Source organism: Mesorhizobium ciceri WSM4083 (genome assembly GCF_000519305.1).
Lineage (GTDB): Bacteria > Pseudomonadota > Alphaproteobacteria > Rhizobiales > Rhizobiaceae > Mesorhizobium > Mesorhizobium ciceri_B.
The window spans coordinates 33343-58545 of sequence record NZ_JAFG01000010.1; the positions used below are offsets into that span (position 1 = coordinate 33343).

The 25203-nt window shown below is 63.2% G+C and carries 27 protein-coding genes; 11 read left to right on the top strand and 16 right to left on the bottom strand.

Going from position 1 to position 25203, the window contains the following annotated elements; translation table 11 throughout:
* Nucleotides 1–391: 391 nt before the first annotated feature.
* Together MESCI2_RS0120495 and MESCI2_RS0120500 are read left to right on the top strand one after the other, a co-directional pair.
* Nucleotides 392–2215 carry a DUF882 domain-containing protein gene (locus MESCI2_RS0120495; RefSeq protein ID WP_027038210.1) on the top strand — a complete coding sequence of 608 codons (1824 nt, stop codon included), beginning with the start codon at nucleotides 392–394 and terminating at the stop codon, nucleotides 2213–2215.
* A 168-nt stretch (nucleotides 2216–2383) separates the two neighbouring features.
* Complete coding sequence (locus MESCI2_RS0120500; RefSeq protein WP_027038211.1) at nucleotides 2384–2575, top strand: hypothetical protein; 192 nt, start codon at nucleotides 2384–2386, stop codon at nucleotides 2573–2575.
* Between the two features lie 73 nt (nucleotides 2576–2648).
* Here the strand turns inward: MESCI2_RS0120500 and MESCI2_RS0120505 are convergent, their stop codons facing one another.
* Complete coding sequence (locus MESCI2_RS0120505; protein WP_027038212.1) at nucleotides 2649–3287, bottom strand: 2-dehydro-3-deoxy-phosphogluconate aldolase; 639 nt, start codon at nucleotides 3285–3287, stop codon at nucleotides 2649–2651.
* A gap of 311 nt (nucleotides 3288–3598) precedes the next feature.
* On the opposite strand from MESCI2_RS0120505, the gene MESCI2_RS0120510 reads away from it, so the two are divergent.
* The 3 genes from MESCI2_RS0120510 to MESCI2_RS0120520 all read left to right on the top strand — a co-directional run bounded on the left by MESCI2_RS0120510 (nucleotide 3599) and on the right by MESCI2_RS0120520 (nucleotide 6443).
* Complete coding sequence (locus MESCI2_RS0120510) at nucleotides 3599–4519, top strand: rhodanese-related sulfurtransferase (RefSeq protein ID WP_027038213.1); 921 nt, start codon at nucleotides 3599–3601, stop codon at nucleotides 4517–4519.
* 116 nt (nucleotides 4520–4635) lie between these two features.
* Nucleotides 4636–5373 (top strand): tellurite resistance TerB family protein, encoded by a 738-nt coding sequence (locus MESCI2_RS0120515; protein ID WP_027038214.1) that lies wholly within the window; start codon nucleotides 4636–4638, stop codon nucleotides 5371–5373.
* Between the two features lie 314 nt (nucleotides 5374–5687).
* Nucleotides 5688–6443 carry an SDR family oxidoreductase gene (locus MESCI2_RS0120520; protein ID WP_027038215.1) on the top strand — a complete coding sequence of 252 codons (756 nt, stop codon included), beginning with the start codon at nucleotides 5688–5690 and terminating at the stop codon, nucleotides 6441–6443.
* A 101-nt stretch (nucleotides 6444–6544) separates the two neighbouring features.
* On the opposite strand, the gene MESCI2_RS0120525 is transcribed toward MESCI2_RS0120520, so the two are convergent.
* Together MESCI2_RS0120525 and MESCI2_RS0120530 are read right to left on the bottom strand one after the other, a co-directional pair.
* The gene (locus MESCI2_RS0120525) at nucleotides 6545–6919 is read right to left on the bottom strand and encodes a YciI family protein (RefSeq protein WP_013529744.1); all 375 of its coding nucleotides are present in this window, start codon (nucleotides 6917–6919) and stop codon (nucleotides 6545–6547) included.
* A 152-nt stretch (nucleotides 6920–7071) separates the two neighbouring features.
* Nucleotides 7072–8256 (bottom strand): pyridoxal phosphate-dependent aminotransferase, encoded by a 1185-nt coding sequence (locus tag MESCI2_RS0120530; RefSeq protein ID WP_027038216.1) that lies wholly within the window; start codon nucleotides 8254–8256, stop codon nucleotides 7072–7074.
* Between the two features lie 83 nt (nucleotides 8257–8339).
* On the opposite strand from MESCI2_RS0120530, the gene MESCI2_RS0120535 reads away from it, so the two are divergent.
* The 4 genes from MESCI2_RS0120535 (at nucleotide 8340) to denD (ending at nucleotide 11316) form a co-directional block, all read left to right on the top strand.
* Complete coding sequence (locus MESCI2_RS0120535; protein ID WP_027038217.1) at nucleotides 8340–9026, top strand: GNAT family N-acetyltransferase; 687 nt, start codon at nucleotides 8340–8342, stop codon at nucleotides 9024–9026.
* A 10-nt stretch (nucleotides 9027–9036) separates the two neighbouring features.
* On the top strand, nucleotides 9037–10020 hold the full coding sequence (locus MESCI2_RS0120540) for a cation diffusion facilitator family transporter (protein WP_027038218.1): 984 nt from the start codon (nucleotides 9037–9039) through the stop codon (nucleotides 10018–10020).
* A gap of 89 nt (nucleotides 10021–10109) precedes the next feature.
* Nucleotides 10110–10322: a hypothetical protein gene (locus MESCI2_RS0120545; RefSeq protein ID WP_027038219.1), complete on the top strand. Its 213-nt coding sequence runs from the start codon at nucleotides 10110–10112 to the stop codon at nucleotides 10320–10322.
* 16 nt (nucleotides 10323–10338) lie between these two features.
* Complete coding sequence (gene denD / locus MESCI2_RS0120550; RefSeq protein ID WP_027038220.1) at nucleotides 10339–11316, top strand: D-erythronate dehydrogenase; 978 nt, start codon at nucleotides 10339–10341, stop codon at nucleotides 11314–11316.
* 23 nt (nucleotides 11317–11339) lie between these two features.
* Here the strand turns inward: denD and MESCI2_RS0120555 are convergent, their stop codons facing one another.
* The 4 genes from MESCI2_RS0120555 to MESCI2_RS0120570 form a co-directional block, all read right to left on the bottom strand.
* The gene (locus MESCI2_RS0120555; RefSeq protein ID WP_027038221.1) at nucleotides 11340–12530 is read right to left on the bottom strand and encodes a nickel/cobalt transporter; all 1191 of its coding nucleotides are present in this window, start codon (nucleotides 12528–12530) and stop codon (nucleotides 11340–11342) included.
* Nucleotides 12527–13195, bottom strand: coding sequence for a DUF1007 family protein (locus MESCI2_RS0120560; RefSeq protein ID WP_027038222.1), 669 nt, complete (start codon nucleotides 13193–13195; stop codon nucleotides 12527–12529). The genes MESCI2_RS0120555 and MESCI2_RS0120560 overlap by 4 nt, the downstream gene beginning before the upstream one ends.
* Nucleotides 13196–13373: 178 nt before the next feature.
* Entirely contained in the window at nucleotides 13374–14273 is a 900-nt protein-coding gene (locus MESCI2_RS0120565) for a LysR family transcriptional regulator (protein WP_027038223.1), read from the bottom strand.
* 2 nt (nucleotides 14274–14275) lie between these two features.
* On the bottom strand, nucleotides 14276–15472 hold the full coding sequence (locus MESCI2_RS0120570) for an amidase (RefSeq protein WP_027038224.1): 1197 nt from the start codon (nucleotides 15470–15472) through the stop codon (nucleotides 14276–14278).
* Nucleotides 15473–16012: 540 nt separating this feature from the next.
* Here MESCI2_RS0120570 and odc2 point away from each other — a divergent pair.
* Nucleotides 16013–17146 carry an ornithine/lysine decarboxylase gene (gene odc2, locus MESCI2_RS0120575; RefSeq protein ID WP_027038225.1) on the top strand — a complete coding sequence of 378 codons (1134 nt, stop codon included), beginning with the start codon at nucleotides 16013–16015 and terminating at the stop codon, nucleotides 17144–17146.
* Nucleotides 17147–17317: 171 nt separating this feature from the next.
* Complete coding sequence (locus tag MESCI2_RS0120580) at nucleotides 17318–17887, top strand: GNAT family N-acetyltransferase (protein ID WP_027038226.1); 570 nt, start codon at nucleotides 17318–17320, stop codon at nucleotides 17885–17887.
* Between the two features lie 92 nt (nucleotides 17888–17979).
* Here MESCI2_RS0120580 and MESCI2_RS0120585 read toward each other — a convergent pair whose 3' ends face one another.
* The 9 genes from MESCI2_RS0120585 to MESCI2_RS0120625 form a co-directional block, all read right to left on the bottom strand.
* The gene (locus MESCI2_RS0120585; RefSeq protein WP_013529756.1) at nucleotides 17980–18264 is read right to left on the bottom strand and encodes an SCP2 sterol-binding domain-containing protein; all 285 of its coding nucleotides are present in this window, start codon (nucleotides 18262–18264) and stop codon (nucleotides 17980–17982) included.
* A gap of 197 nt (nucleotides 18265–18461) precedes the next feature.
* Nucleotides 18462–18977 (bottom strand): hypothetical protein, encoded by a 516-nt coding sequence (locus MESCI2_RS0120590; RefSeq protein ID WP_013529757.1) that lies wholly within the window; start codon nucleotides 18975–18977, stop codon nucleotides 18462–18464.
* A gap of 97 nt (nucleotides 18978–19074) precedes the next feature.
* On the bottom strand, nucleotides 19075–19500 hold the full coding sequence (locus MESCI2_RS0120595) for a hypothetical protein (RefSeq protein ID WP_027038227.1): 426 nt from the start codon (nucleotides 19498–19500) through the stop codon (nucleotides 19075–19077).
* Between the two features lie 13 nt (nucleotides 19501–19513).
* On the bottom strand, nucleotides 19514–20143 hold the full coding sequence (locus MESCI2_RS01000000134950; protein ID WP_032901084.1) for a rod-binding protein: 630 nt from the start codon (nucleotides 20141–20143) through the stop codon (nucleotides 19514–19516).
* 106 nt (nucleotides 20144–20249) lie between these two features.
* Complete coding sequence (locus tag MESCI2_RS0120605) at nucleotides 20250–21143, bottom strand: carbohydrate ABC transporter permease (RefSeq protein ID WP_027038228.1); 894 nt, start codon at nucleotides 21141–21143, stop codon at nucleotides 20250–20252.
* A 1-nt stretch (nucleotide 21144) separates the two neighbouring features.
* Entirely contained in the window at nucleotides 21145–22056 is a 912-nt protein-coding gene (locus MESCI2_RS0120610; protein ID WP_430981675.1) for a carbohydrate ABC transporter permease, read from the bottom strand.
* 133 nt (nucleotides 22057–22189) lie between these two features.
* Complete coding sequence (locus tag MESCI2_RS0120615; protein ID WP_027038230.1) at nucleotides 22190–23515, bottom strand: ABC transporter substrate-binding protein; 1326 nt, start codon at nucleotides 23513–23515, stop codon at nucleotides 22190–22192.
* A 38-nt stretch (nucleotides 23516–23553) separates the two neighbouring features.
* Complete coding sequence (locus MESCI2_RS0120620) at nucleotides 23554–24639, bottom strand: ABC transporter ATP-binding protein (RefSeq protein WP_027038231.1); 1086 nt, start codon at nucleotides 24637–24639, stop codon at nucleotides 23554–23556.
* Between the two features lie 178 nt (nucleotides 24640–24817).
* On the bottom strand, nucleotides 24818–25201 hold the full coding sequence (locus MESCI2_RS0120625; RefSeq protein WP_027038232.1) for a hypothetical protein: 384 nt from the start codon (nucleotides 25199–25201) through the stop codon (nucleotides 24818–24820).
* Nucleotides 25202–25203: the final 2 nt, after the last annotated feature.

The window sequence follows — 25203 nt, forward strand, 5'->3', positions numbered from 1 at the left end:
GGCTGAGCTTCGGAATCCGGCTTTGCCACAGCCGACGCCAGCTTGCCATGCCACAACGGGCCTTGTATCGCCGTTTCAGTGGCATTGTGGCTGTCCCATGGACAGCTCTGTTCACGCATTAAGGCTAACGGTAACAGATCGTGTTCGGGGCAAAGGCGAAAATCCGATCTAAACCAGCGGTTTACCAAGAAACCTTGTGTACAATTTTTGACGGGATATCGCCACGGTGTTACCGCATTTCGGCTTCAATAAGCGATGATTAACCATTAGGATCGATATTCGGGTGTGCTAATGCCACATCCGTTTGGACAAATCCGGGGACAAACGGCAGCCTGCAAGGCCTTTTGATTTGAACAGAATCGAACGACACACAAACAGGCGGCACCATCATTTGAGCGTCTGGCCGAAGTGGCTGGCAGTGTTGGTTGTCGCTTTTGGTTTTGTTGCCGCGGCTGCGAGCGGAGCCGGCGCCGAAACACGGTCGCTGAAGCTTTATCATCTCCACACCCATGAGAAGGCCGAGATCGTCTACAAGCGCAACGGCCGCTACGTTCCCGAGGGTCTCAGGAAGATCAACATCATTTTGCGCGACTGGCGTCGCAACGAGCCGACCAAGATGGATCCGCGCCTGCTGGATCTCGTCTGGGAAGCGTATCGGGAAGCTGGCGCCACGGACTACATCCAGGTCATCTGCGGCTATCGCTCGCCGTCGACCAACTCGATGCTGCGCGGCCGCAGCAGGGGCGTCGCCGAGAAGAGCCAGCATATGCTCGGCAAGGCGATGGATTTCTACATTCCCGGCGTGCCGCTGAAGAAGCTGCGCAACATCGGTCTCAAGATGCAGGGCGGCGGCGTCGGCTACTATCCGTCATCGGGTTCGCCGTTCGTCCACATGGATGTCGGCAATGTGCGCCATTGGCCCGGTATCAGCCGGCAGGAACTGGTCAGCCTGTTCCCCAATGGCAAGACGCTGCATGTGCCGAGCGACGGCAGGCCGCTGCCCGGCTTTGAGCAGGCGCTCGCCTCCTACAAGGCGCGCAAGGGTTCAGGCTCGCCGGCCATCGAGATGGCCAGCGCCGGCGGCGGCGGCAAGAAATCGGGCGGATTCCTGTCGGCTTTCTTCGGCGGCGGCGACGACGAGGCCGACGACAGCGCCGATGTCCAGACCGCTTCGGCCGCCCCTGCGCCCAAGGCTAGAAACCTGAAGCCGGCTGCGGCAGCCAAGACCAGCAACCTCCCGGGCATCGCCATCGTGGCGCCGGAGAATGCGCGGCGCGCCGAGATTCCGCAGGTGACCGAGCAGCAGGCTCCGGAGCCTGAAGAGGATACGCCGGAGACGATCATCGCCGCATTGCCGGCCCGAAGCATTCCGCTGCCGGATTTCGCACCGCGGCCGAAAGCCGATGTCGGCGCACAGCAGCCTGAGAATGTTCCCTTTGCAATGGCGGAGGCGACAGCCACCACCGAGCAGGCCGTGGCGACCGCGCATGCGCCGGCGAGCGTTCCTTTCGGCGTGGCCGATGCAACGGCTTCGGCTGATGCGACCCAGGTCGCGGTCAACAACATACCGTTGCCGACATGGCGTCCCGACAATTCGCTGCCGGCCGCTCTGGCTGCGCCGCCCAGCAAGGATGTGCTGATGGCGCTGGCCGAGACGGCTGATCAAAGCAAGACCGCGACCGATGCGTTCTCGGTGCTGCCGACGGCGCGGCCGGAGATGGCCAGGCCGGATGCCGTCAAGGCCGTGCTCGACGAGGCCAATGCGCAGGTCGGTGCGGCCGACTACCAGCTTGCTTCCTTGTCCGGATCCGAGCCGCGTTCGGCGTTCAACGATCCGGGCACCAACGCCGCATCGCCGCGCGATGCCGTCGTTGCCCGCCCAGTCGGTTCCGATCCGGCGGCCGCGATCGGCGCCGGCGTCAAGACGACCCGCAAGGAATCGAGAGCCACCGCCCGCGACCTGAAGCCAGGCCCCAAGGCCATGGTGGTGGCAGCCGCACCGCAGGCGGCCCGCTGGGCATTGACCAGCGGCGAGCATGTCGCCGCCGTTTCAAGCGCGACGACGGCGCCTGGCTACGCCTACAGCATCGTGCATACGCCGCCGAGCGAGGTCTACACGGCCGGCTTCCAGCCGAGCAGCGAGGTGGCCGATGCCAATCGCTTCACCGGCAACGCCGTCAAGTTCATGTCGGTCGCCCGCTTCCAGACCAAGTAACGCGACAATCAATCGACAAAGCCGCGCGGGGCAACCCGCGCGGCTTTTTGTTGCGCGGCCGCACTGCTCGCCGCTGGTCCAATCACGCCGGCCTGACATTGCCGTGATCGTGGAACTGCCCGGCTTTTCAAGGGTTTCTCCGATGTTCGTTCAAACCCGGGGAGATCCATGAAGAACATCCTATTGGCATCGGTCATCGCATTGGCAACCGCTTCGGCGGCCATCGCGCCCACGCAGGCCGAGACCGTTGTCATCAAGACCCACGACCATATGCACATGAAGAAGCACTGCCGGACCAAGGTGGTCACGAGCTGGAAGCATCACCACAGGGTGGTTGAAAAGGTCCGGGTCTGCAACTGATCAGCTTCGGAGCCGATTTGGCAAACCCGGTCGACGCAAGTCGGCCGGGTTTTTTCGTGCGGTGAAGAAAGCCTTATTTTGCCAGCTTGCTCGCCGCGCGCGCCAGGGCTTCGATCTCGTCCCATTTGCCGGCCTTGACGAGGTCGTCGGGCGCCACCCAGGAGCCGCCGACGCAGACCACGTTGGGCAGGCTGAGATAGTCGGCCGCGTTCTTGGCCGAGATGCCGCCGGTCGGGCAGAATTTCACATCGGCGAGCGGCGAGGCGAAGGCCTTCAGCGAAGCGATGCCGCCCGACTGCTCGGCCGGGAAGAATTTCAGGAAGCGCAAGCCGGCTTCCCGCGCCGCCATGATTTCGCCGGGCGTGATGGCACCGGGCAGCAGCGGAACATCGCTGCCGGCGGCTGCCGCCAGAAGCTCGCGGGTGATGCCGGGGCTGACGATGAATCGAGAGCCTGCGCTGGCTGCCTCGTCGAACTGCCTGGTATCGAGAATGGTGCCGGCGCCGACGATGGCTTCCTCGACTTCACCAGCGACCCGGCGGATCGCTTCCAGCGCATCGGCGGTCCTCAGCGTGATCTCGATCGCCGGCAGGCCGCCGCGCGCCAGCGCGCGGGCCAGCGGCACGGCATTAGCGACATCAGAGATCTTCAGCACCGGGATGACCGGCTGGCCGTTGAGGAGCGACAGGAGTTTTTCGGTCTTGCTGGGCATGTGTCTCTCCGTGGCGTGGGACAATTCAACCGATTAGCAGAAGGCCGTTTTCCTGTCCACGAAACCGGCCGTGTCGCGATGTCACGCGTCGCCCATGCCCGCCATGCTTGGCTTGACAAAGGCGGCTGCCAGCTCGGCGGTCTCGGCAGCTTTTGTGCCGGCAGCTTTTCAGGATAGGAATTTTTTCTTGACTCCCTGACCTCAGCTATGGTACAAATTCGCCCATGGTGCAGATTTGCGCCGGTGACCAGCCGAACAGGATGCCTGCTTTGCCTTGAATCGGCTTGCTTGAGCGTCTAGGGGCTTCGGCAATGACATCACTTCCACCCTTCCGCGTCGCAGCGCTCTACCGGTTTGCCCGGCTCGACGCTTTCGAACAACTGCGCGCGCCGCTCGCCGCCTTCTGCTGCGGGCGCGGCATCAAGGGCACGCTGCTGCTGGCGCATGAAGGCATCAACGGCACCGTCGCCGGCAGCGAGACGGCGATTGCCGAACTGATCTTGTATCTCGAAGCCATCGAAGGGCTGGCGGGCCTTGAGGTCAAGTACAGCGTAGCGGCGGTGATGCCGTTCCACCGCATGAAGGTGCGGCTGAAGCGCGAGATCGTCACCATGGGTGTCGATGACATCGATCCTTCGAAAAGTGCCGGCACCTATGTCGCGCCGGCCGACTGGAACGCGCTGATTTCGCAGCCCGGCACTGTCATCATCGACACGCGCAACGCCTATGAGGTGTCGATCGGCACATTCAGGGGGGCGATCGACCCGGCCACCGCAAGCTTTCGCGAGTTCCCGGCCTGGGTGGAAGCGCACCGGGGAGAGCTCGAAGGCCGCAAGGTGGCGATGTTCTGCACCGGCGGCATACGCTGCGAAAAGGCGACCGCCTATGTCAAATCGCTCGGCTTCGAGGATGTCTTTCATCTCAAGGGCGGTATCCTCAAATATCTCGAAGAGGTTCCGGCCGAACAGAGCCTCTGGCAAGGCGAGTGCTTCGTCTTCGACGAGCGGGTTTCGGTGTCGCACGGCCTCGCCGAGGGCGAAGCGGAACTGTGCCGCGCCTGCCGCCACCCGCTGACGCCGGGCGAGCTGACGTCGCCCAAATTCGCCGCAGGTATTTCGTGCCCGCATTGCTTCGATGCGCGTTCGAACGAGGACCGCCAGCGTTATGCCGAGCGCCAGCGCCAGGTCGAGCTCGCGCAGGCGCGGGGCAGGGGTCCGCATATCGGCTCCTGATCAGGCATCGTGCTGCTGCAAAGCGGCCGCCTGTCATTGCAATGTCAAGTTTCGGGACCTACGTCTTCGACGTTCGAAACCTGCCCGTTCGGCCGGGCAAATCCTGGAGGCACTGAATGTTCGATCCCAAGAAGCTTCTCGACGATCTGCTCGGCTCGCAAATCCCCGGCACCAGCGGCACCGTCCGAGACAAGGCGGGGCAGGCCGTGCAGATGGCCAAGGACAATCCACTGGCCGCCGGCGCACTGGCCGCCGTGCTGCTTGGGACTGGCGCCGGTCGTAACGTGACGGGCGCCGCGGTGAAGCTTGGCGGACTGGCTGCCATCGGCGGCCTCGCCTACAAGGCCTACCAGAACTACAAGGCCGGCAACGCACCCGCCGAAGCGCCGGCTGCCGGCGAACCGGAATTGCTGCCGCCGCCCAATGACACCGCCTTCCACCCGTCGCAGGCGCCGCAAGGCGAGGACGAATTCACGCTGACCCTGATACGGGCGATGATCTCGGCGGCGAAGGCCGATGGCCATATCGACGATGAGGAGCGCCAGAAGATCGCCGGCAAGCTCAGCCTGGCCGGCATAGACTCCGATGCCGAAAAGTTCCTGATGGCGGAGCTGGCAAGCCCGCTCCACCTCGACACGCTGGTGGCCGGCGCCAAGACCGATGCGCAGAAGCTCGAACTCTACACGGCGTCGCGCCTGACCATCGATCCCGACACACGCGCCGAACGTGGCTATCTCGATCTGCTCGCCGGCCGGCTCGGCCTGCCGGACGCGCTGGTCGACCATGTCGAGGCGACAGTTTCTGCGGCCAAGGTGCCAGCCAAGGCCGGGACCTCCCCCAATCCGCGCTGGTAGGCCAAAACGGCACAGGGGGCACTTTCTGGGTTAACCTATCGTTAACCCAGCAAGCGCATCATTCTACCCAGTCGGATCGGCTTTTCCTCCTCCCAAGCCCGGTTCAGATCAGGGGCGGTCGCCAATGGCCGCCCTTTTTGTCGGCCCGATCTGTTCGCCCGACCACGACCTTTTCCGACAGCAGAATTCGACTTTTCGCGATCGTGCTCGCGTGCTCGGCTTGCCATCGGCGCCGCCATTTGCGATGCCTTTGGTTCTTACGCCAACCCTGAAAACCAGGCGGGCACGCACCGCGCTGCCGGAGGACAACAGCCATGACCGAGCAAAGAACCGCCATCGTCACCGGGGCCGGCACGGGCATCGGCAAGAGCGTTGCCACGGCGCTGCTCAAGGCCGGCTGGAACACAGTGTTCTGCGGACGCCGCAAATCCGTGCTGGATGCAGCCGTGGCTGAGGCCGGGCCCACCGACGCCAAGGCCTTGGCCGTTGCCTGCGATATCAGCAAGGCAGGCGAGGTCGACGATCTGTTCGAGACCGTGGCGGCGGCCTTCGGCCGTGTCGACCTGCTCTTCAACAATGCCGGCATGGGCTACAAATCGACGCCGATCGACGAGATACCGGTCGAAGTGTGGAACGATATCGTCGGCGTCAACCTGACCGGTTCGTTCCTGTGTGCGCGTGCCGCCTTCGGTGCCATGCGCAAGCAGAAGCCGATGGGTGGACGCATCATCAACAACGGTTCGGTGTCGGCCTATGCGCCACGCCCGGGCTCGGTGCCCTACACGGCGACCAAGCATGCCATATCAGGGCTGACCAAGACGCTGGCGCTCGACGGCCGGCCCTTTGACATCGCCTGCGGCCAGATCGACATCGGCAACGCGCTGACCGACATGGCACAGCCGATGACGGTCGGCGTGCCGCAGGCCAACGGCTCGATATCAGCCGAAGCGGTGATGGACGTTCAGCGCGTCGCCGACGCCGTCGTCCACATGGCCAGCCTGCCGCTCGACGCCAACGTGCTGTTCATGACTGTCATGGCGACCAAGATGCCGTTTGTCGGGCGTGGGTGAGCAGCCCGGTTCGCGTAAGCGAATTCATCGTGCCAGTGGCACGATGAAAGGCCGGCGAATGCTGGGACGCTGCGAAGCAGCGGGGATCCAGCCGGATGGTTTTATTTCCCCGCAAGCGGCACGCCGGGTTTGAAAAGCAGAATGGGCCTGATCTCGTAAACGGCGGTGGGATTGACGCGGCGCAGGTCGCGGGCGATCGCGATGGCCTCGTCTCGCGTGGCGCAGTCGACGACATAGAGCCCGAGCAACTGTTCCTTGGTTTCGGCGAAAGGACCGTCGATGATCACACCGTCGCCCGGGCCGCGCAGGGTGATGGCATCCTGTGTCGCGCCCAGACGCGCGGACGGTCCAAGCGTGCCTTCCTCATGAAGCCGGGTGTTGATCTTCAGCAGGTCGGCCATAAGTGCTGCATCTTCCTGCGGCGTCAGCGCCTTGATCGCATCTTCCACGTGATAGGCAAGGATTGCGTAGAACATTTGATGTCACCTGCTTTGACCCTGATCCAGGAAGCGTAGCGGTTCCCGACACGCCCGCCCAGCCTTGGCCGTGCGTGTCCGGACAGATCATGACACCATCATGGTCACCCAGCCGCAACCACCCGGAAGAGGCCACCGGCCCGCTTTGAAGCTCACTTCGCCAGGAACACTCCGATCCTGTCCAGCGCGCGCAAGATGTTCTCCTCGGAATTGGCGTAGGAGAGCCTGATATAGCCTTCGCCGAGAATGCCGAAATCGGGACCGCCGATCAGCGCCACGCCGGCCTCGTCGAGCAGCGCCGAGGCGAGTTTCTTTGCCTTCCAGCCGGTCTTCGAGACGTTGGGGAAGGCATAGAACGCGCCCTTGGGCGTGATACAGGAAATGTTGGGCAGGGCGTTCAATCCCTCGACAACGATCTTCCGGCGGCGGTCGAAGGCGCGCATCATATTGGCGACGTCGTCCTGCGGGCCGTCGATTGCGGCGATGCCGGCGAATTGGCTTGGCGCGTTGACGCAGGACCAGCAATTGACCGCCAGCTTGCGCACCTTGTCGTAGAGATGGGCGCCCTTGTCGCCATTCGGCCAGATCGACCAGCCCATGCGCCATCCGGTCATCGCCCAGGTCTTCGACCAGCCATTGAGCACGATCAACCGGTCGCGGATTTCGGGAAAGCCGAGCAGCGAGCAATGCGTTTCGCCATCATAGGTCATGACGTCGTAGATCTCGTCGGAGAGGATGGCGACGTGCGGATGCGCCTCCAGCCCCTTGACCAGTTTCTCGATCTCGGCACGGGGCGTGACGCCGCCGGTCGGGTTGGCCGGCGAGTTGAGGATCAACAGCCTGGTCTTCGAGGTGATCAGCGCCAGCGTCTCCTCGGCGGAGAAGGCAAAGCCGTTTTCCTCGCGCATCGGCACGGGAATCGGTGCCGCACCTGTGAACTCGATCATCGAGCGATAGATGGGGAAGCCCGGATCGGGATAAAGGATCTCGGCGCCGGGCTCGCCGAACATCAGGATCGCCGCGAACATGGTTGGCTTGCCGCCTGGCAGGATCATCACTGTCTCGGGCGACACCTCGACGCCGGTGGTGGTTAGCGTGCGCCGCACCACCGCCTCGCGCGTTGCCAAAAGGCCGTTGGCCGGCGTGTAGCCGTGATGGCCGTCGCGCAGCGCCTTGATCGCCGCCTCGACGATGTGCTGCGGCGTCTTGAAGTCGGGCTGGCCGATGCCGAGATTGACGATGTCGCGGCCCTGTTGGGCAAGTGCTGTGGCCCTCGCGAGCACGGCAAAGGCGTTTTCTTCGCCGAGGCGGTCGAAGGCCGAAATCGTGTGGAGCATTTTTCCCGTCCGTGTGGTTCTTGCTGTTGGGTCGCGTTTTTGTGAGCGTCCGACCGCAAATGTCAAACGGATTGGAGTCTTCGGTGTCGGAAAATCTTGCGGATTGGCAGCCACGCCCGCGTCCGGAGCGCAAAGTCCTGGACGGGCGCACTGTGCGGCTTGAGCCGTTGAGTGCTGAAAAGCACGGTGATGGCCTGTTTGAGGCATCGGCTGTCGCCGATGGTGATACGCGGTTTCGCTGGCTTTTCGACACCGTGCCGGAGACCCGCGCCGATCTACAGCCATGGCTGGAAAAATCGGCTGCGAGCGAAGATCCGCTGTTCTTCGCGGTCATCGACAAGGCCAGCGGCAAGGTCGGCGGACGCCAGACGCTGATGCGCATCGATCCGGCATACGGCGTCATCGAGATCGGCAACATCTATTGGGGACCGCTCATCTCGCGCAAGCCGGGGGCGACCGAAGCGCAGTTCCTGTTCATGAAATACATCTTCGACGAGCTCGGCTACCGCCGCTACGAATGGAAGTGCAACAACCGCAACGAGCCATCGAAGCGAGCCGCCGAACGGTTCGGCTTCAAGTTCGAAGGCATTTTCCGCCAGCATCTCATCGTCAAGGGTGAAAACCGCGATACCGCGTGGTATTCGATCATCGACAAGGAGTGGCCGGCGCTGCGCAGTGCCTATGAGGCGTGGCTCGATCCGGCCAATTTCGATGACGACGGCCAGCAGAAGCGACGGATCGAGGATTGTCGCGCGGAATTCGGCGCTTAGGAGTTCGCCATTGGCACATACCCACGATCACAGCGGGCACGATCACACTGGGTATGATCACGGGGCCGGCCATGTGCATGGTTCGACCGACAAGAAACGCGTTCTGATCGCAGCCTGCCTGACCGGCGGCTTCATGGTCGCCGAAGCGTTTGGCGGCATCCTCACCGGATCGCTGGCGCTGCTGGCCGATGCCGGCCATATGCTCGCCGATTCGATCGCGCTCGGCCTTGCATGGTATGCCTTCCATCTAGCCGGCCGCCCGGCGACCGTTCGCCTCACCTACGGCTTCGGCCGGGTCAAGACGCTGGTGGCCTATACCAACGGCATTGCCATCTTCGTCATCGCGCTGTGGATCGTCTATGAGGCCTGGGGGCGCCTGCAGGCGCCGGCGCCGGTGCTTGGCGGGCCGATGCTGGTGGTGGCGATCCTCGGCCTGCTGGTGAACATCGGCTCGTTCTTCGTGCTGCATGGCGGCGACCGCGAGAGCCTGAACATGCGCGGCGCCATCCTGCATGTGCTTGGCGACCTGCTCGGCTCGGCGGCGGCCATCGCGGCGGCGCTGGTCATTCTGGCGACCGGCTGGACGCCGATCGACCCGATCCTGTCGGTCCTGGTCTCGCTGCTGATCCTGTACACGGCGTGGTCGCTGATGCGTGAAGCCGCCCATGTGCTGCTCGAGGGCGTGCCGCCAAGCCTCGACCGAGATCTGATCGCCAGGGATATCGAGACGACGATCCAGGGCGTGCGCGAAGTGCACCACATGCATGTCTGGTCGCTCGACGGGACCAGCAACATGGCGACGCTGCATGCCTGTCTCGACGAGGGCGTCGATGCGCATCAGGCGGTGAGTGCCGTCAAGAAGCGGCTTGCCAGCGAGCACGGCATCAGCCATGCCACCGTGGAACCGGAATTCGGTCAGTGCGCCGACGATGGCGACGAGCACGACCATGGACACGAGCATGAAGCGGCTGCATATCACGACCATCATCACTAGGACTGGATCGATCGACGTCGATTGTCCTGCCTCGGGAGTTGCAAAGCCTTGAAAACCAGCTTGATGAATACCCGCTGCCCTGGTGCGGCGTGATGGACCGCGACACCAGGAATGCTCTTATCGCCGCAGTGTGGATCATGCTTCTGTTCGGTATCGGCGCCTACTATCTGCCGACCGTAATGCTGGCTCTCGGCAGCTTTTCGACGGTGCTGGCCGGCGCCTTTGGCGTCGTCTTCGTGCTGGCGTTCTTCTCGGTGTTCTGGCTGCGGGCCCGCAACCAGCGCAAAAACCAGGGTAAATAGGCAAGGGATTTTCGATATGCGCATTCTGATCACCGGCGCCGCGGGTATGGTCGGCCGCAAGCTCATCGCCCGGCTGGCCAAGGACGGGACGCTGCACGGCCGCAAGATCATGGCGCTCGATTTACACGATATCGTGCCGCCGCAGGCGCCGAGCCTGGATGGCGTCAGCGTCACGCTGCACACGGGCGATCTCGCCGAAGCGGGTGCCACTGAGCGCCTGGTCGCATCGCGCCCCGACGTCGTGTTCCATCTTGCCGGCATCGTATCGGGCGAGGCGGAAGCCAATTTCGATCTCGGCTACCGCGTCAATCTCGATGGCACGCGCGCCCTGTTCGATGCCATCCGGCTGGCGGGCTTTGCGCCGCGCGTCGTCTTCACCTCGTCGATCGCGGTGTTCGGCGCGCCGTTCCCGGATGTCATTCCCGATGACTTCCATCCGACGCCGCTGACCTCCTACGGCACCCAGAAGCAGATGAGCGAAGCGCTGCTGGCCGACTATTCCAGGCGCGGTTTCTTCGACGGTATCGGCATCCGGCTGCCGACCATCTGCGTGCGGCCGGGCAAGCCGAACAAGGCGGCGTCCGGCTTCTTCTCAGGCATCATCCGCGAGCCGCTGAGCGGCCAGGAGGCGATCCTGCCGGTGCCGCGCTCGGTCGTGCACACGCATGCCAGCCCGCGCTCGGCGGTCAATTTCCTGATCCATGCGGCAGAGATCGACGGCAGCGCAGTCGGGCCGCGCCGCAATCTGACCATGCCTGGGGTTGGCGTCACCGTCGGCGAGCAGATCGAGGCGCTGGAACGCATCGCCGGGCCGAAGGTGGCAAGCCTGATCCACGAGGTTCCGGATGACACGATCTGGGCGATCGTCAAGGGCTGGCCGACACGCTTCGAGGCGAAGCGGTCACGGGAGCTCGGCTTCAGCGCCGAAAAGAGTTTTGACGAGATCATCCGCGCTCATATCGAGGATGAGCTCGGCGGCAAGATCGCTGGCTAAACTCCGAGCCTCGCGGCCGGGCATCATCCGCCCGACGCCAGGCTCGCCGACAGCAACAACAATCCGAACAGGAACACGAAGGCGGCGCCGCCGATCTCGACGATCGAGTGGATGCGGTTGCCCATGCGGCCGTCGCCGGCGAAATAGACTGCCCAGTTCTTGGCGGTGACCGCGAGTGTGGCCAGTGCCGAGACGGTGATCGCGGTTCCCAGCGACATCGCCAGCACCGACAGCAGGCCGCCGAGCCAGAGCCCGTTGAGCAGGGCGAAGCTCAGCACGATCAGCGCGCCGGAGCAGGGGCGGATGCCGACCGCCGCCACCGCCGTCCAGGCCGTGCGCCAGTCGAAGCGGTCGCCCGACAGCAGCGCCGGATCGGGTGCGTGCGAATGGCCGCAGGTGTCGCAGACTTCACCGGCCGCGTGATCGTCGTGATGAGCGTGTTCGGCATGATCGTGATGATCGTGCGAAGGGCCGTGCACATGGTCATGCGCGTGTAGCGCGTGCGAATGAGCATGCGCCGAATGGCTGTGAGCTGCATGAGAATGGCCGGCATGGGAATGGGCGCCGTGCGAATGACCCCCATGAGAATGGCCAGCATGAGAATGGCCGGCATGAGCCGCCGACAGGCTGTAGGCCGGGCCCTTGCCGAACAGACGCAGGACGGCGGGGCCGAGCTTGCGCCACAGCAGCCAGGCGCCGAACAGGGTGACGAAGACAAAGCTCATGATCTCCATGAACCAGGCTGCGTCCGTCATCGAGACGGAAGTGCCGCGCAGGACGAAATAGGCGACTCCCATCACCGCGACTGCGGTCAGGCCCTGCAGCAGCGCCGAGACGAAGGACAAGAGGATGCCGCGCCGCAGCGCCACTTCATTGGCCACCATGTAAGACGAGATCACCGCCTTGCCGTGGCCGGGGCCGGCGGCATGGAAAATGCCATAGGCGAAGGACAGGCCGACGAGTATCCAGATCTTGCTGCCGTCCTGGCGCATCGCCTTCATCGCCGTTGCCAGCGCGCGGTAGAATTCCTGCTGCCGGAGATTGATCCACATCAGGACATGGGCGAACGGGCCGGTGGTGGGCGCCATGCCGTCATTGACGCCGATGCCGAGCGAACTCTGGGCATGAGCGGCGCCGGCGAAATGCATCATGGCGACAGTGAGGGCCAACAGGCCGAATGCCAAACGCAGGGACGGTTTCGTCACCGGCTTCATCCTTCTGGCTGACAGGTCAGTTCGAGCTTGGTGGCGAAGATCTTGCTCATATCGGTGCCGGTCGGATCGTTGAAAAAGGCATCGGTGAGGGTCTTCTGGTTTTCCTTGATGGCCTCGTCCGGGTCGGGACGGACCACTTTGCTGGTGCAGTTCGAGGGCAGGCCTTCAACCGTGATGTTGGAGTCCTCGGTGAAATCGATCGCCGTGTAGAATGTCGGATCGTAGACGCCGATATCGATCTTGCCGTGGAGCTTGATCGGCACCTTCGGTTCGGACTCGAACAGGATGATCAGCTGATCGTTGTCGAAATTGGCCATCAGATGCGGCGGCGGCGTCATCGCCACGTCCTTGCCGTCAACGGTGACGAGCTGGAAGTAATTGAACTCGGCCAGCGAGGCATGAACGGTGTCGGCGACTTCCTTCAGCTCCTTGTCGTCGAGCTTCAGGTCGGAGTTCTTGTCGAACTCCATCATCACGGTCGAGGAAAACAGATCGTCGAAGCGCCAGAGATGACGCAGAGCCTTCACGCTTTGGTGATCCGGGGAGAGAATCACGTCGAGGCGGGCCTCGGCGAAGACATGCGGATGCACGTAAGCGGGTCCAGTGGCGGCAAAGCTAGCCGCCAAGGCCGAAGCCAGCATGATTGCGTGCCGTTTCAGGTGCATTCTCGGTCGCGATTCCATAGGCCCCGGAAGAGTTGCCGAGAGTTACCAGAAAGGGGGCGAAATTGGGACCGCTGCTGCGTGTCGCCCAAAAGTGCGCAGCGGTTTTGGGACAACGATACGCACACGACAAAAACTCAAAGCGCGTCGCGGCGCAGCGCGCTTTTATGATCGACGCGGGTCAGCCAGCCTCGCGCGTCCTGAACCATTGCACCAGGAAGTCGACGAAGACGCGGACTTTCGCCGGCAGATAGCGACGGTGCGGGTAAACGGCGAAGATGCCGCCGCCCGACAGGATACGGTCACCCATCACCGACACCAGCTGGCCGCTCGCGAGGTCGGGCGCGGCGATGAAATCCGGCAGGACGGTAAATCCGAGCCCCGCCACGGCCGCGGCTCTCGCCGTCATCGGGCTGTTGACCTCGACCGGACCCGACACCGAAACGCTCACCGGATCGCCATTGTCGCCCTTGAACGGCCAGTTGTTCAGTCCGCGGCCATTGGTGTCGACGATGCAGGGCATGCGGCTGAGATCCTGCGGCCGTGTCGGCATGCCATGCTTGGCGATCAGTTCGGGGGAGGCGCAGAGCCTTATCGAAAACGGCGCCAGCCGCCTGGCGATCAGCGAGGAGTTCTCCAGCCGCGAGATGCGCACTGCAAGGTCAAAGCCTTCCTCGACCAGATCGACGAAGCGGTCGTCGAGCTGGATGTCGAGCACGATGTCGGGATGCTGCTTGGCGAAGTCGATCAGCGACTGGCCGATCGGCGCATCGGCGAAGGTGCGCGGCGCCGACAGCTTGATCCGGCCGCGCACGTCGCCGGAGGATTCACGCACCGCGTCGGCCAGGCTGTCGACCTCGCGTACGATCTCCGAGGCGCGCCGGTAATAGGTGTGGCCGGCCTCTGTCATCGAGAACTGGCGCGTGGTGCGGTTGAGCAGCAAAGCGCCGAGTTCGTCCTCCAGCTCGCGCACATATTTCGACAGCAAGGCCTTGGAACGGCCGATCTTGCGCGCCGCCGCCGAAAAGCCCTCGGCCTCGACCACGTCGATGAAGGCCCGCATGCGCGTCAGTGTGTCCATGGTCAGGCCTTTCGTGCCGCGTCGAGAAGTTTCCGGCCGAGCCGTATCAGGGCAATGTCGCTGCCGGAAGGGCCAAGCAGCGACAGGCCGAACGGGGCGCCGGCGACCGAGCCGACGGGCAAGGTGATTTGCGGGAAGCCGGACAGGCCGGCCAGGCACAGAAGTTGGAGCGCCCGTTCGCGATAGGCCTGGAACTGCTCCGGCGTGCTGTCCACGTAAGGCGCCGGCCCAGGCACCGTCGGCAGGACAAGGAAGCCGTTCCTGCCGAGCAGGGCGCTCAGTTCGCCGCGGAAGGTCAGACGTCGCACCTTCTCGGCCTGGGCTGTCCTGTCATCGACGGCACGGCCAAAGCCGAAACGCTCCTCGACACCAGGGCCAAGGCCGCGCTCGCCGCTGGTGATCCATTCGCCATGCACCGCCCAGGCCTCCCTGGCCTGCAGCCGGCGAAAGCACCAGTAGAGTTCATCGGGAGATGAGGAGAAGCGGATTGCCGGCGTCGCCGGCGCGCCGAAGACCGCGCCCGCCAGCCCCTTCATTCCGGCATATTCGGCCAGCGCCGGGCGGGCGACCAATCCATCCAGCCAATCCAGCGCCAGCGGCCGGTCCAACACGTGCTGGTGCGGATCGCGGCCGAGCAGCAGCTTGCCGACGGTCTCGTAGGTCTCGATGTCGTCGGCGAACCAGCCGAACGTGTCGAGGCTCGGCGCCAGCTTCATCGTGCCGTCGAGCGAAATGCGGCCATGCGTGGTGCGCAGCCCGATCAGTCCGCAAAAGCTCGCCGGAGCGCGGATCGAGCCACCGGTGTCGGAGCCCGTGGCGATATCGGCCAGCCTGCCCGCCACCGCCGCCGCCGACCCCGATGAGGAGCCGCCAGTGACGCGATCGGGTGCCGCCGGGTTCACCGGAAACGAGAAATGCGCATTCTGGCCGAACAGCGCGAAGGCGAGCTCGTCGGTCTGCGTCTTGCCGACGAAGCGTGCGCCGGCATCGAGGATCATCTGCACGGCGGGTGCGGTGCGCGAGGCGGCGTGGCTTTCGGCGAATTTTTGCAAATTGCCGCAACCGGTGCGGTAGCCGGCGACGTCGTAGATGTCCTTGACGGCCAGCCGCAGGCCGGCCAGCGGGCCGAGCTGGGCATGTGCCACCGGCATCTGGCGAAGATCGAGAAAGGCGTTGAGAGGGCCGTGGGTGCCTGTCATCGTTCGATATCCGGATACGGTTGCCGCAACATTGTTCGACGCCAGAAATTTTACAACCTGCGATACGATTTTTATTGATTGTGAAAGTCTTCGCCCTTATATCGCGCTTGCCCAAAGTCGCACGTGCCTGTGGGTGTCCGCCGATCCTCGAATGGTGAGGGAAATCGGTAAGGTAACTGGAGCTAACCCCTCCAGTCGGTCTAGCGGCCAACCGCCAGCCCGAGGACACCTTGAAGCAACGACGGTGCGGGCCTTTCTGGTGTTCTGCCGGTTGTCCAAAAACCGGGGTTACTGAAGAGGCACACCTTCATTGCCGGCAGTGCGGACGGGTCTCCCATCCAAGCCAAGGCAGACAAAGCGAACCGAGGCCGGGCAAGGCCAAGGTTCACCGCCGCGAGACGGCGCTTCATGGTTCCGGGGTCTCCACCGGCTGGTTCCATGGATATCCGTCCCGCCTTTGTCCACCGCGAGTTCGCGAGGCTGACAGCCCGCGTCCCGCAGCCTTATTGCGCGCCGAAAGGCGCTGATGGAGAGACCCCGATGGCCACCCAGCGCATCCTTGACTTCCTCGCCACCCGACGTCCGTCCGGCCCCTGCCTCGTCGTCGACCTCGATGTCGTGCGCGACAATTTCCGCGCCTTCGAGAAGGCGCTGCCTGATTCCAAGATCTACTATGCGGTGAAAGCAAATCCGGCGCCGGAAATCCTGCGCCTGCTTGCTGCGATGGGCTCGTCCTTCGACACTGCTTCCGTTGCCGAAGTCGAGATGGCGATGGACGCCGGTGCGCCGGCGGACCGCATCTCCTTCGGCAACACCATCAAGAAGGAGCGTGACATCGCACGCGCCTACCAGCTCGGCATCCGCCTGTTCGCCGTCGATTGCGTCGAAGAGGTCGAGAAGATCGCCCGCGTCGCTCCAGGCGCGCGCGTGTTCTGCCGCGTGCTGACCGATGGCGAGGGCGCCGAGTGGCCGCTGTCGCGCAAGTTCGGCTGCGTGCCGGCGATGGCCGTCGACGTGCTGCGCCATGCCAAGGGGCTCGGCCTCGACGCCTATGGCGTGTCGTTCCATGTCGGCTCGCAGCAGACCGACCTGACCGCCTGGGACCGTGCGCTGGCCGACGCCAAGGTGGTGTTCGCGACGCTCGCCGAGGAAGGCATCGTCTTGAAGATGGTCAATATGGGCGGTGGTTTCCCGACGCGCTATCTGCGTGACGTGCCGGCCGCCCAGGCCTATGGCCAGGCGATCTTCTCGGCGCTGCGCAAGCATTTCGGCAATGCGCTTCCCGAGACCATCATCGAGCCGGGCCGTGGCATGGTCGGCAATGCCGGCGTCATCAAGTCGGAAGTCGTGCTGATCTCGAAGAAGGCGGCCAACGACAATGTGCGCTGGGTGTTCCTCGACATCGGCAAGTTCGGCGGCCTGGCCGAGACGATGGACGAGGCGATCCGCTACCCCATCGTCACCGCCCATGACGGCACGGAGACGGCACCTTGCGTGCTCGCCGGCCCGACCTGCGATTCGGCCGACGTGATGTACGAGAAGACGCCCTATCCGCTGCCTTTGTCGCTGACCATCGGCGACGAGGTGCTGATCGAAGGCACCGGCGCCTACACGACCACCTACTCGGCGGTCGCCTTCAACGGCTTCGAGCCTCTCCGATCCTACGTGATCTGACGGCGTTTCCTCAGCGCATTTTCGGACGGCGAACCGGACACAACTTCGCCTGAAAATGCGCTGAGAGAGCCGATCAGATCATCCCAGGTGGGCGACTTTCGTCCACCCGGGCTCGCCTGTGGAACAGATCTCCGCTCGCCAGGGATTACGGAAATGGAAATGTCAGTTGAAATGGAAATGCCAGTTGAAATTGGGGGCCACGCACCGGCCTTTGTGATGGTCGCCGAAACCGCCGCCGATGTTGCGGCGCGCGAGGCGTTGCTCGATCGGGCCATGGGGCCGAAGCGCAGGAAAAAGTCGTCGGAGAAGCTGCGGCGTGGGCGGCGGCCCTCGGAAGGGCTGGCCTTCGTCGCCTGCGATGCTTCGGGCGGCGTGGCCGGCACCGTGCGGCTGTGGGATGTCAGCTTGGGCGAGGGCGGTGCGGCCGCGTTGCTGCTTGGCCCGCTTGCCGTCGACCCGTCGCTCAAGAATGCCGGCATCGGCTCGGCGCTGATGCGCCATGCCATCGCCGAAGCGGCGCGTCTCGGCCATAACGCTATCCTTTTGGTCGGCGATGCGCCCTATTATGCGCGCTTCGGCTTCTCGGCCGAGAAGACCGGTTCACTTGCCATGCCGGGACCCTATGAGCGGCACCGCCTGCTGGCGCTGGAACTGGTGGAAGGCGCGCTTGACGGCGTGCACGGCACGCTGAAGGCGGCCGGCCGCAAGCTGAAGGCGCAGGAATTGATATCGGCGGCCTGAGACACGAAGCCGGCAGCATTTCATGCAAAAACGCCGCCCGAAAAGGCGGCGTTTTTGCGCTTGGTGGGTGCCGCCTGGGCGGCTGGATGCCTTCAGCCGATCAGCTGGCTGAGCGCCATGGCGACGGTCATGTCGCCTTCGACCTTTATCTTGCCGGTCATGAACGCCATTGTCGGGTTCAGGTCGCCAGCGATCAGCGAATCCAGATCGTCGAGCGAGAGCTTGATGGTGCAGTCGGTGGGTGCATCGGTGTTCGAGACGGTTGCGCCGTCGATGACGATGACGCCGTCGCTGCCGGTGTCGAATTTCACGGAACGATCGAACCCGCTGCTGGCCACCCGCGACTTGATCTTCTCGGCAATCTCCTGAACGCTCACGCTGTTCTCCTTGTCTGGTTGCATCTGTCTCGCAACGGCGCTTCGATCCAGCCGAAGCCCATGCCGCGGTCTCGCGATCACGGTCGCTGCCGCATATAGCTTTGGGTTGACGTTTACGTCAACGCGAATTCAGGCGGTTGGTTCCTGCCGTAGCGGCAGGCGAGCCTCGATGATACCGCGACTGCGAGCCGGGCAACTCAGTGTTCCTTGAACGCCTTGGTCATTTCGCTCGCCGTCTCGCTTTTCTTGCGGCGCAGCCAGTTGTCGCGGATTTCGTCCTTCGACAGAAAATTGACCTGGTCGATCAGAACCTCATGCACCAAAGGCGCGCCGACACGCGTGTTGACGGTATCGCGGATCGCGGCGCGGAAGGCATCGAGATCGATCGTCGCCTTGTTGGTGAAGTCGATCTGCGGATTGGAATAGAGGTAGGAATAGACCTGGTCGGTGATCAGCGCTTCGGCGGGAATGGACAGTTTCTTTATCTGCTCGGGTTCGACGGTGTAGACGAGCTTGGTCAGGAAATAGCCGCCGATCTCAGAATCGCGGATCAGCGGCACCGAAATGATGTCGGTCTTGACGTAGTCGAGGCCGCCCAGCATCGGCTTCGGCGTTTCGCCGACACCGCGCTCGCCGGCCGCCTGGAAAGAATAGAACACGGCGCCCAGCGTTGCGGCGCAGATCCAGACGGCGATGGCGATGACCTTGATCATCGGGCCCTGTCATTCCTCTGGTCAGTCCCTTGCGATGGCAACGTGGCACGGCGCCGTTGCTTTGGCAGGATCTCCGATGTGTCGCTTATGTGCGGCATCATGCCTTGATCCAGCCGAACTCGCCGGCGGAGTAGGTGCCGTCCGTCTCGGCGCGCTGGATGGCGTGCCGCAGCAGGCTGGCGACTTCGTTGACCGCGCTCAGATGCGCCAGGATCGCCGCTTCGTTCTTCGCCAGCTTCTGGCGCAGCCGGGTCAGGCCCTCGCGGTGCTGTTCGAGGAATTCGGCTTCGCTGCCGCCCTTCATGGCGCGGGTCAACTCATAGAGGTAGCGGCTCTTGCGGGCGTTCGATGCCTTGAGATCATAGTTGGTCGCGTTGCGGATACCGGCGGTCTCTTCCTCGACCACTTCCTCGATGCGACCGATGATGGCGGCGAGGTTGCCGGGCCGCGCGAACGGGATCGGCGCTTCCGACGCGGTCGTGCGTGCTGGCAGGTTGGGGGTGGATTCCGAAAAGTCGGCCATGGCGTTTCCCAGTCTAGATCTTGATATTTGTTTTTATGGTCGTCTCGTCACCGGTCATCGACCCCGCAGCCTTGCGCTGCAATTGGTGGACCAGCGAGGTCGACAGGCTGTTTTGCTGGTCGACCTCGGTCTTTTCCGGCCCGCCCGAAACCGGACCGACCGGAACCACGCGCTTGCCTTCGAGATAGTGGTCGGCAAGCATCGACTTGGCGATGCCGATGCCGCCGCGCTCGGCCATCACGTCGGCCACCCGCTCGGCAAGCTGCGATTTCCACATGTCGCCGGCCAGGCCCTTGCCGTAGACGCCCTCGGTGTCCTTGGGCAGCATGTTCTGGATGAAGGTCTGCAGCACCATCGCCTCGAACTTCTTGAATTTTTGGGCCGGGTCGGTTGCAGCGGCGGCCTTGTCGGCGGTGGCGCGCGACAGGATCGAGCCGGCATCGACCGAAGCGGCGGTATCTAGCGAACCGGGGGTGTCGAGTGAAAACGTGCCCGCAGCGCCGCCGGCCCGCTTCGTCAGCGCGGCGCGGGCGGTCTCGATATCCGCCGGGTCGGCGGCTCGGGCCACATCCATAACGATGTCGCTGGGTGGAGAAATCGCCAAGAAAGTCCGCCTTTTACCGGTTTTTCTTAGCCAGACCATGCCTCAACAAGCTTGTGGCAGGCTTGCGGGAAAGAGAGGGAGCGGAGTGCGGGGATCGGATCGAAGCTGCCGGCTTTGCGCCGAGGGGTGGGATTCCGCCTCAGCTTCACTCCTTGACCGCCCCCGTCATCGAGGAGACGTAGTGCTCGACAAAGAATGAATAGAGCACCACCACCGGCAGGGAGCCGATCAGCGCGCCTGCCATCAGGGCTCCCCATTCATAGACGTCCGAACGCACGAGCTCGGTAAGCACGCCGACCGGCACGGTCTTGTTTTCGGACGACTGGATGAAGGTCAAGGCGTAGATGAATTCGTTCCATGACAGGGTGAAAGCGAAGATGCCGGCGGAGATCAGGCCGGGCACCGACAGCGGCAGAACTATCTTGGTCAGGATTTGCCAGCGGCTCGCGCCGTCGATCAGCGCGCATTCTTCCAGTTCGAAAGGGATCGAGCGGAAGTAGCCCATCAAGAGCCACGTGCAGAATGGAATGAGGAACGTCGGATAGGTGAGGATCAGCGCGAACGGCGTATCGTAAAGGCCGAGGTTGAACACCATTACCGACAGTGGAATGAACAGAATCGAGGGCGGTACGAGATAGGCCAGGAAGATAGCCAAGCCGACCTGCCGCGCCCCGGAAAACCTCAAGCGTTCGATCGCATAGGCAGCGAACACCGCCGCCAGCAGCGACAGGAAAGTCGAGGCGGTCGAGATGATGATCGTGTTGAGAAGCCAACCCGGATAGGACGTCTCGAAGAGTAGATACCGAATATGCTCGAGCGTCGGATGGACGACCCAGAACGGGTTGAAGTTGGCATAATCCGTCATCTCGAGATTGGGTTTCACCGCGGTGATCGTCATCCAGTAGAACGGGAACAGCAGCACGATGACGAAGATCAGGAGCGGCAGATAAACGGTCACCACGCGCCGGGGCAGGCTCTGGAGATAGCCCATGCCGCCTTCATCGGTGTTCGGACGGTTGTTCGTTTCGGTCGCGGCCATGTCAGTCTCCACCGCCCTGCTGCCATTTACGACGTTGCAAGCCGAAATAGCTGAAAAGGATCGCCGCTAGCAGGAACGGGATCATCGCCACCGCGATCGCGGCTCCCTCGCCAAGCTGGCCGCCGGAAATGCCCCGCTGGAACGAGAGCGTCGCCATCAGATGGGTGGCATTCACCGGCCCGCCGCGAGTCAGCACATAGATCAGCTGGAAATCGGTGAAGGTGAACAGGACCGAAAAGGTCATGGTGATGGCGATGATCGGCGTCAGCAGCGGCAGCGTCACATAGCGGAACAATTGCCAACGGCTGGCGCCGTCGAGCGTCGCGGCCTCGTAAAGCGATTGGGGAATCGTCTGCAGGCCGGCCAGCAGCGTGATGGCCACGAAAGGAATGCCGCGCCAGACATTGGCAGCGATCACCGAGGCGCGTGCGTTCTCCGGATCGCCAAGGAAATTGATGCGGTGGTCGATCAGGCCCATTTCCATAAGCGCCCAAGACAGAATGGAGAACTGCGAATCGTAGATCCACCAGAAGGCGATGGCCGAGAGCACCGTCGGCACCACCCACGGCAGCAGGACAATCGCGCGGAAGAACGATTTGAAGGGAAGGTTCTGGTTGAGGATGAGCGCCAGCCAGAGGCCGAGCGCGAATTTCAGGATCGAAGCGCTGATCGTATAGAGCAAGGTGTTGAAGACGGAGAGCCAGAAGACGGCGTCGCTCCACAGATATTCATAGTTTTCGATGCCGATGAAGATGCCGGGGCGGCCGATGCGGGCGTCGGTGAAGCCAAGCCAGACGCCGAGCCCCAGCGGGTAAGTCAGGAAGACAAGCAGCAGTGCAGCCGCCGGAAGCATGAAACCGAAGCCAAGTGCGTTCCGGCTTTCGCTCCAGCGCGACAGAAGTCGGGAGAACATCGAAGGTCGCGGCTGGATAGCAGTTGACGGCACGGCCATGGGTCGGCTCCTGCTGAGGTCTCATTGATAGGCCGGATCGGCCGCGACGCAATCCGAAGCCAGCCGGGCAGCCGCGCTGCCCGGCTGAGCCGGCTCAAACGCGATAATAGCGATTTGCCCGCTTCTCGGCCTCTTCCATTGCCTCTTGCGGCGTGGCCTGGCCGGTCACCGCTTTGGCGAACATGTCGACCAGCACGTAGTCGGCCATGGTTGCCGCCGAGGCATAGCCGAGCGGCCCGGCATAGCCGTTGGGCCGCAGAGTAGCCGAAGCCTTGGCGTAAGCGGCGTTGTTGGGATCGGCAGTCCACACCGGGTTGTTGTCGAATGCCTTCAGTGTCTGGCAGCAATATCCGGCCGAGGAGGTGATCCAGTCCTTCATTTGCGGTTCCTCGAACATGAACTGCAAATACGCCTTGGCCGCGTTGGGGTAGGGCGTGTAATTGAAGATGACAGCCGTGGTCACCTGGAACAATTCGACGGATTTGCCGACAGGACCGATGGGCAGGTTGGTCGTGCGTATGTCCTTGGCGATTTCAGCCAGCTTTGGATCTTTGTCCTTGTTGATCTTGGCCGTGTTGTAGGCGGAAATTCCATTGGCGATCACGCCCAGTTCGCCGGCCAGGAAGGCGCGGTTGTTGTTGACGTCGAGCCAGCTTTCGGTGCCTGGAATGAAGGTCTTGTAAAGCTCCTGCGCGTATTCGATCGCCTTGAGGGTCTCGGGGCTGTTGATCGTTACCTTGCCACTCTCGTCGACCATCTGGCCGCCATGGCTCCACAGCAGCCAATGAGCATAGTTGTTGCCGTCGCCGACGCCATGGCCATGCGTGAAGCCGGCCGGATGCCCCTTCGCCTGCAAGGCCTTGCAAAGTTCCAGGAAGCCTTTCGTGTCCTTGGGAAACTCCGAAAAGCCGGCCTCTTTCACCCAACTTTCGCGATAGACGATGGCATTGCCGATCGTGGCCAGGGGCAGGCCGACGAACTTCCCGTCGCGTGTCGCATATTGCTTAGGTCCCTCGTGCCAGCCGCCATATTTCGAGCCGAGATACTCGCCCAGTTCGCTCACATCGTGAAGCTTGTCGGGATATTGATGCGGGTCATCGAACCATACGAACATCAGGTCGGGGCCGGACCCGACATTTGCCGCGACCGCCGCCTTGGGACGAATGTCCTCCCAGCTTTCCTTGTCGACGCGAACCTCGACACCTGTCGCCTCGGTGAAGCGCTTGGTGTTGGCCAGCCATTGGTCCTCGTCGCCCTGCACGAAGGGCGACCAGCGCAGCAGCCTAAGCTTGGCGCCATCCTCGGGTTTGTATTTCAGTCCGTCCTGGGCAAGGGCCGGAGAGCTGATGAACCGACTTCCCAAGGCACCTGCCGCCGCGCCGGCGGTGGTGCGGATCACGTCGCGTCTGGTGAACTTCATGCTCGTTTCCTCCTGTTTGTTGTCCTTGCCTTGTGGTCCTAACGATCGGTACGTGTTTGAAATCTCTGTCCGGTTTCTCCGTGAAAGAGATGGATGAGGCTGGGCTCGGCCGTAAGCCGGATGGTTTCGCCCGGCGTGAAGGAATGTCGTTCCCGGAAATTCGCGACGATCTCTTCGCCGCCGGCTGTGCGGCCGATGAGCTGCACTTCGGACCCGGTTGGTTCAACCACCGCGACGATGACCGGAATGCCCTGGTCGTCCGACAGCCGCAAATGCTCGGGCCTTATTCCCAGCACCACAGGCTCGCCATTGGGGATGGAAAGCGCCGAGGCCAACGGGACTGAAATCCCCCCGGCGCCGCGGAATGAGGGTGAGCCGTCGGTAGCGATCTCGCCCCTCAGCAAATTCATGGCCGGCGAGCCGATAAAGCTGGCGACAAAAAGATTGTTCGGCCGGTCATAGAGTTCCAGCGGCGGCCCTATCTGCTCGACGATGCCGTCATGCATGACCACGATCTTGTCAGCCATGGTCATGGCTTCGATCTGATCGTGCGTGACGTAGACTGTCGTGGTCTTGAGGCGCTGGTGCAGCTCCTTGATCTCGGCGCGCATCTGCACCCTGAGTTTGGCGTCGAGATTGGACAGCGGTTCGTCGAAGAGAAAGACCGCCGGATCACGCACGATCGCGCGGCCCATCGCGACGCGCTGGCGTTGGCCGCCGGAAAGCTGCCGAGGATAGCGCGCCAGCAACGGCACCAGCCCAAGGATTTCGGCCGCGCGGCGCACGCCGGCATCGCTCTCCGGCTTGGAAACTCCTTTGAGCATCAGCGAGAACGCCATGTTCTCGGCGACGGTCATGTGTGGATAGAGCGCATAGTTCTGGAAGACCATGGCGACGTCGCGCTCCTTGGGCGCAACGTTGTTGACGACACGTTCGCCAATCGCGATCTGGCCGCGTGAAATCTTTTCCAGGCCGGCGATCATTCTGAGAAGGGTTGATTTTCCGCAGCCCGACGGCCCGACCAGAGTGACGAACTCGCCGTCCTCGATGTTCACGCTGACCCCGTGCAGGATCTCGACAGCGCCGAATGATTTATAGACTTCGCCAATTGCGACAGACGCCATCGGTCCTCCCAACAAATTCCTGCGACGTCGTCGAAGGAACAACGCTTCCGCCAGCGACAGCCCTGGCTCCTCCCAGGCTCACGCTAGGCCAAACGGTAGCGCTACCAAACCGGGCTGTAAAGCGTTTACGGGAAGGCCCGAATCTTGGAGGGTCCGCTTCGCGCCACAATACTCCCTGCTACTCCTGCGTCCGCTTCTGCGTGATCAGGTCCAGCCGCTCGCGGTCGGAGCGTTCGCGTTCGTCGCGGTTGCGCACGTCCTTGTAGGCGCGCTCGACCATGTTGGTGCGGGCGGTCGCGGCGGCGATGAGGCTGGCTTCCTGCCTGGCGCTCGCCAGGTTCGCCTCCTGGCGCACGACCGCCTGGGCGATGCGGCGATGGTAGAGGTCGGGAAACAGGGCGGACAGCGAATCGGCCTGGTCGAAATGGCCGACCAGTTCCCTGGCTTCGGCCTCGGCCGCACCGGCCGCGGCAAGGAAGGTGGCGTGGCGGGTTTCGTGCAGCGCCTTCAGCTGTTCCTGCACCTTGACCAGCTTCTTGAGGCGGTCCTTGCGCGTGCTCATTT

Coding starts and splice junctions, on each gene's coding strand:
- MESCI2_RS0120500 (WP_027038211.1), top strand. CDS start 2,384: ATGAAGAACATCCTATTGGCATCGGTCATCGCATTGGCAACCGCTTCG.
- MESCI2_RS0120505 (WP_027038212.1), bottom strand. CDS start 3,287: ATGCCCAGCAAGACCGAAAAACTCCTGTCGCTCCTCAACGGCCAGCCG.
- MESCI2_RS0120510 (WP_027038213.1), top strand. CDS start 3,599: ATGACATCACTTCCACCCTTCCGCGTCGCAGCGCTCTACCGGTTTGCC.
- MESCI2_RS0120515 (WP_027038214.1), top strand. CDS start 4,636: ATGTTCGATCCCAAGAAGCTTCTCGACGATCTGCTCGGCTCGCAAATC.
- MESCI2_RS0120520 (WP_027038215.1), top strand. CDS start 5,688: ATGACCGAGCAAAGAACCGCCATCGTCACCGGGGCCGGCACGGGCATC.
- MESCI2_RS0120525 (WP_013529744.1), bottom strand. CDS start 6,919: ATGTTCTACGCAATCCTTGCCTATCACGTGGAAGATGCGATCAAGGCG.
- MESCI2_RS0120530 (WP_027038216.1), bottom strand. CDS start 8,256: ATGCTCCACACGATTTCGGCCTTCGACCGCCTCGGCGAAGAAAACGCC.
- denD (WP_027038220.1), top strand. CDS start 10,339: ATGCGCATTCTGATCACCGGCGCCGCGGGTATGGTCGGCCGCAAGCTC.
- MESCI2_RS0120555 (WP_027038221.1), bottom strand. CDS start 12,530: ATGAAGCCGGTGACGAAACCGTCCCTGCGTTTGGCATTCGGCCTGTTG.
- MESCI2_RS0120560 (WP_027038222.1), bottom strand. CDS start 13,195: ATGCACCTGAAACGGCACGCAATCATGCTGGCTTCGGCCTTGGCGGCT.
- MESCI2_RS0120565 (WP_027038223.1), bottom strand. CDS start 14,273: ATGGACACACTGACGCGCATGCGGGCCTTCATCGACGTGGTCGAGGCC.
- MESCI2_RS0120570 (WP_027038224.1), bottom strand. CDS start 15,472: ATGACAGGCACCCACGGCCCTCTCAACGCCTTTCTCGATCTTCGCCAG.
- odc2 (WP_027038225.1), top strand. CDS start 16,013: ATGGCCACCCAGCGCATCCTTGACTTCCTCGCCACCCGACGTCCGTCC.
- MESCI2_RS0120580 (WP_027038226.1), top strand. CDS start 17,318: ATGGAAATGCCAGTTGAAATTGGGGGCCACGCACCGGCCTTTGTGATG.
- MESCI2_RS0120590 (WP_013529757.1), bottom strand. CDS start 18,977: ATGATCAAGGTCATCGCCATCGCCGTCTGGATCTGCGCCGCAACGCTG.
- MESCI2_RS0120595 (WP_027038227.1), bottom strand. CDS start 19,500: ATGGCCGACTTTTCGGAATCCACCCCCAACCTGCCAGCACGCACGACC.
- MESCI2_RS01000000134950 (WP_032901084.1), bottom strand. CDS start 20,143: ATGGTCTGGCTAAGAAAAACCGGTAAAAGGCGGACTTTCTTGGCGATT.
- MESCI2_RS0120605 (WP_027038228.1), bottom strand. CDS start 21,143: ATGGCCGCGACCGAAACGAACAACCGTCCGAACACCGATGAAGGCGGC.
- MESCI2_RS0120610 (WP_430981675.1), bottom strand. CDS start 22,056: ATGTTCTCCCGACTTCTGTCGCGCTGGAGCGAAAGCCGGAACGCACTT.
- MESCI2_RS0120615 (WP_027038230.1), bottom strand. CDS start 23,515: ATGAAGTTCACCAGACGCGACGTGATCCGCACCACCGCCGGCGCGGCG.
- MESCI2_RS0120620 (WP_027038231.1), bottom strand. CDS start 24,639: ATGGCGTCTGTCGCAATTGGCGAAGTCTATAAATCATTCGGCGCTGTC.
- MESCI2_RS0120625 (WP_027038232.1), bottom strand. CDS start 25,201: ATGAGCACGCGCAAGGACCGCCTCAAGAAGCTGGTCAAGGTGCAGGAA.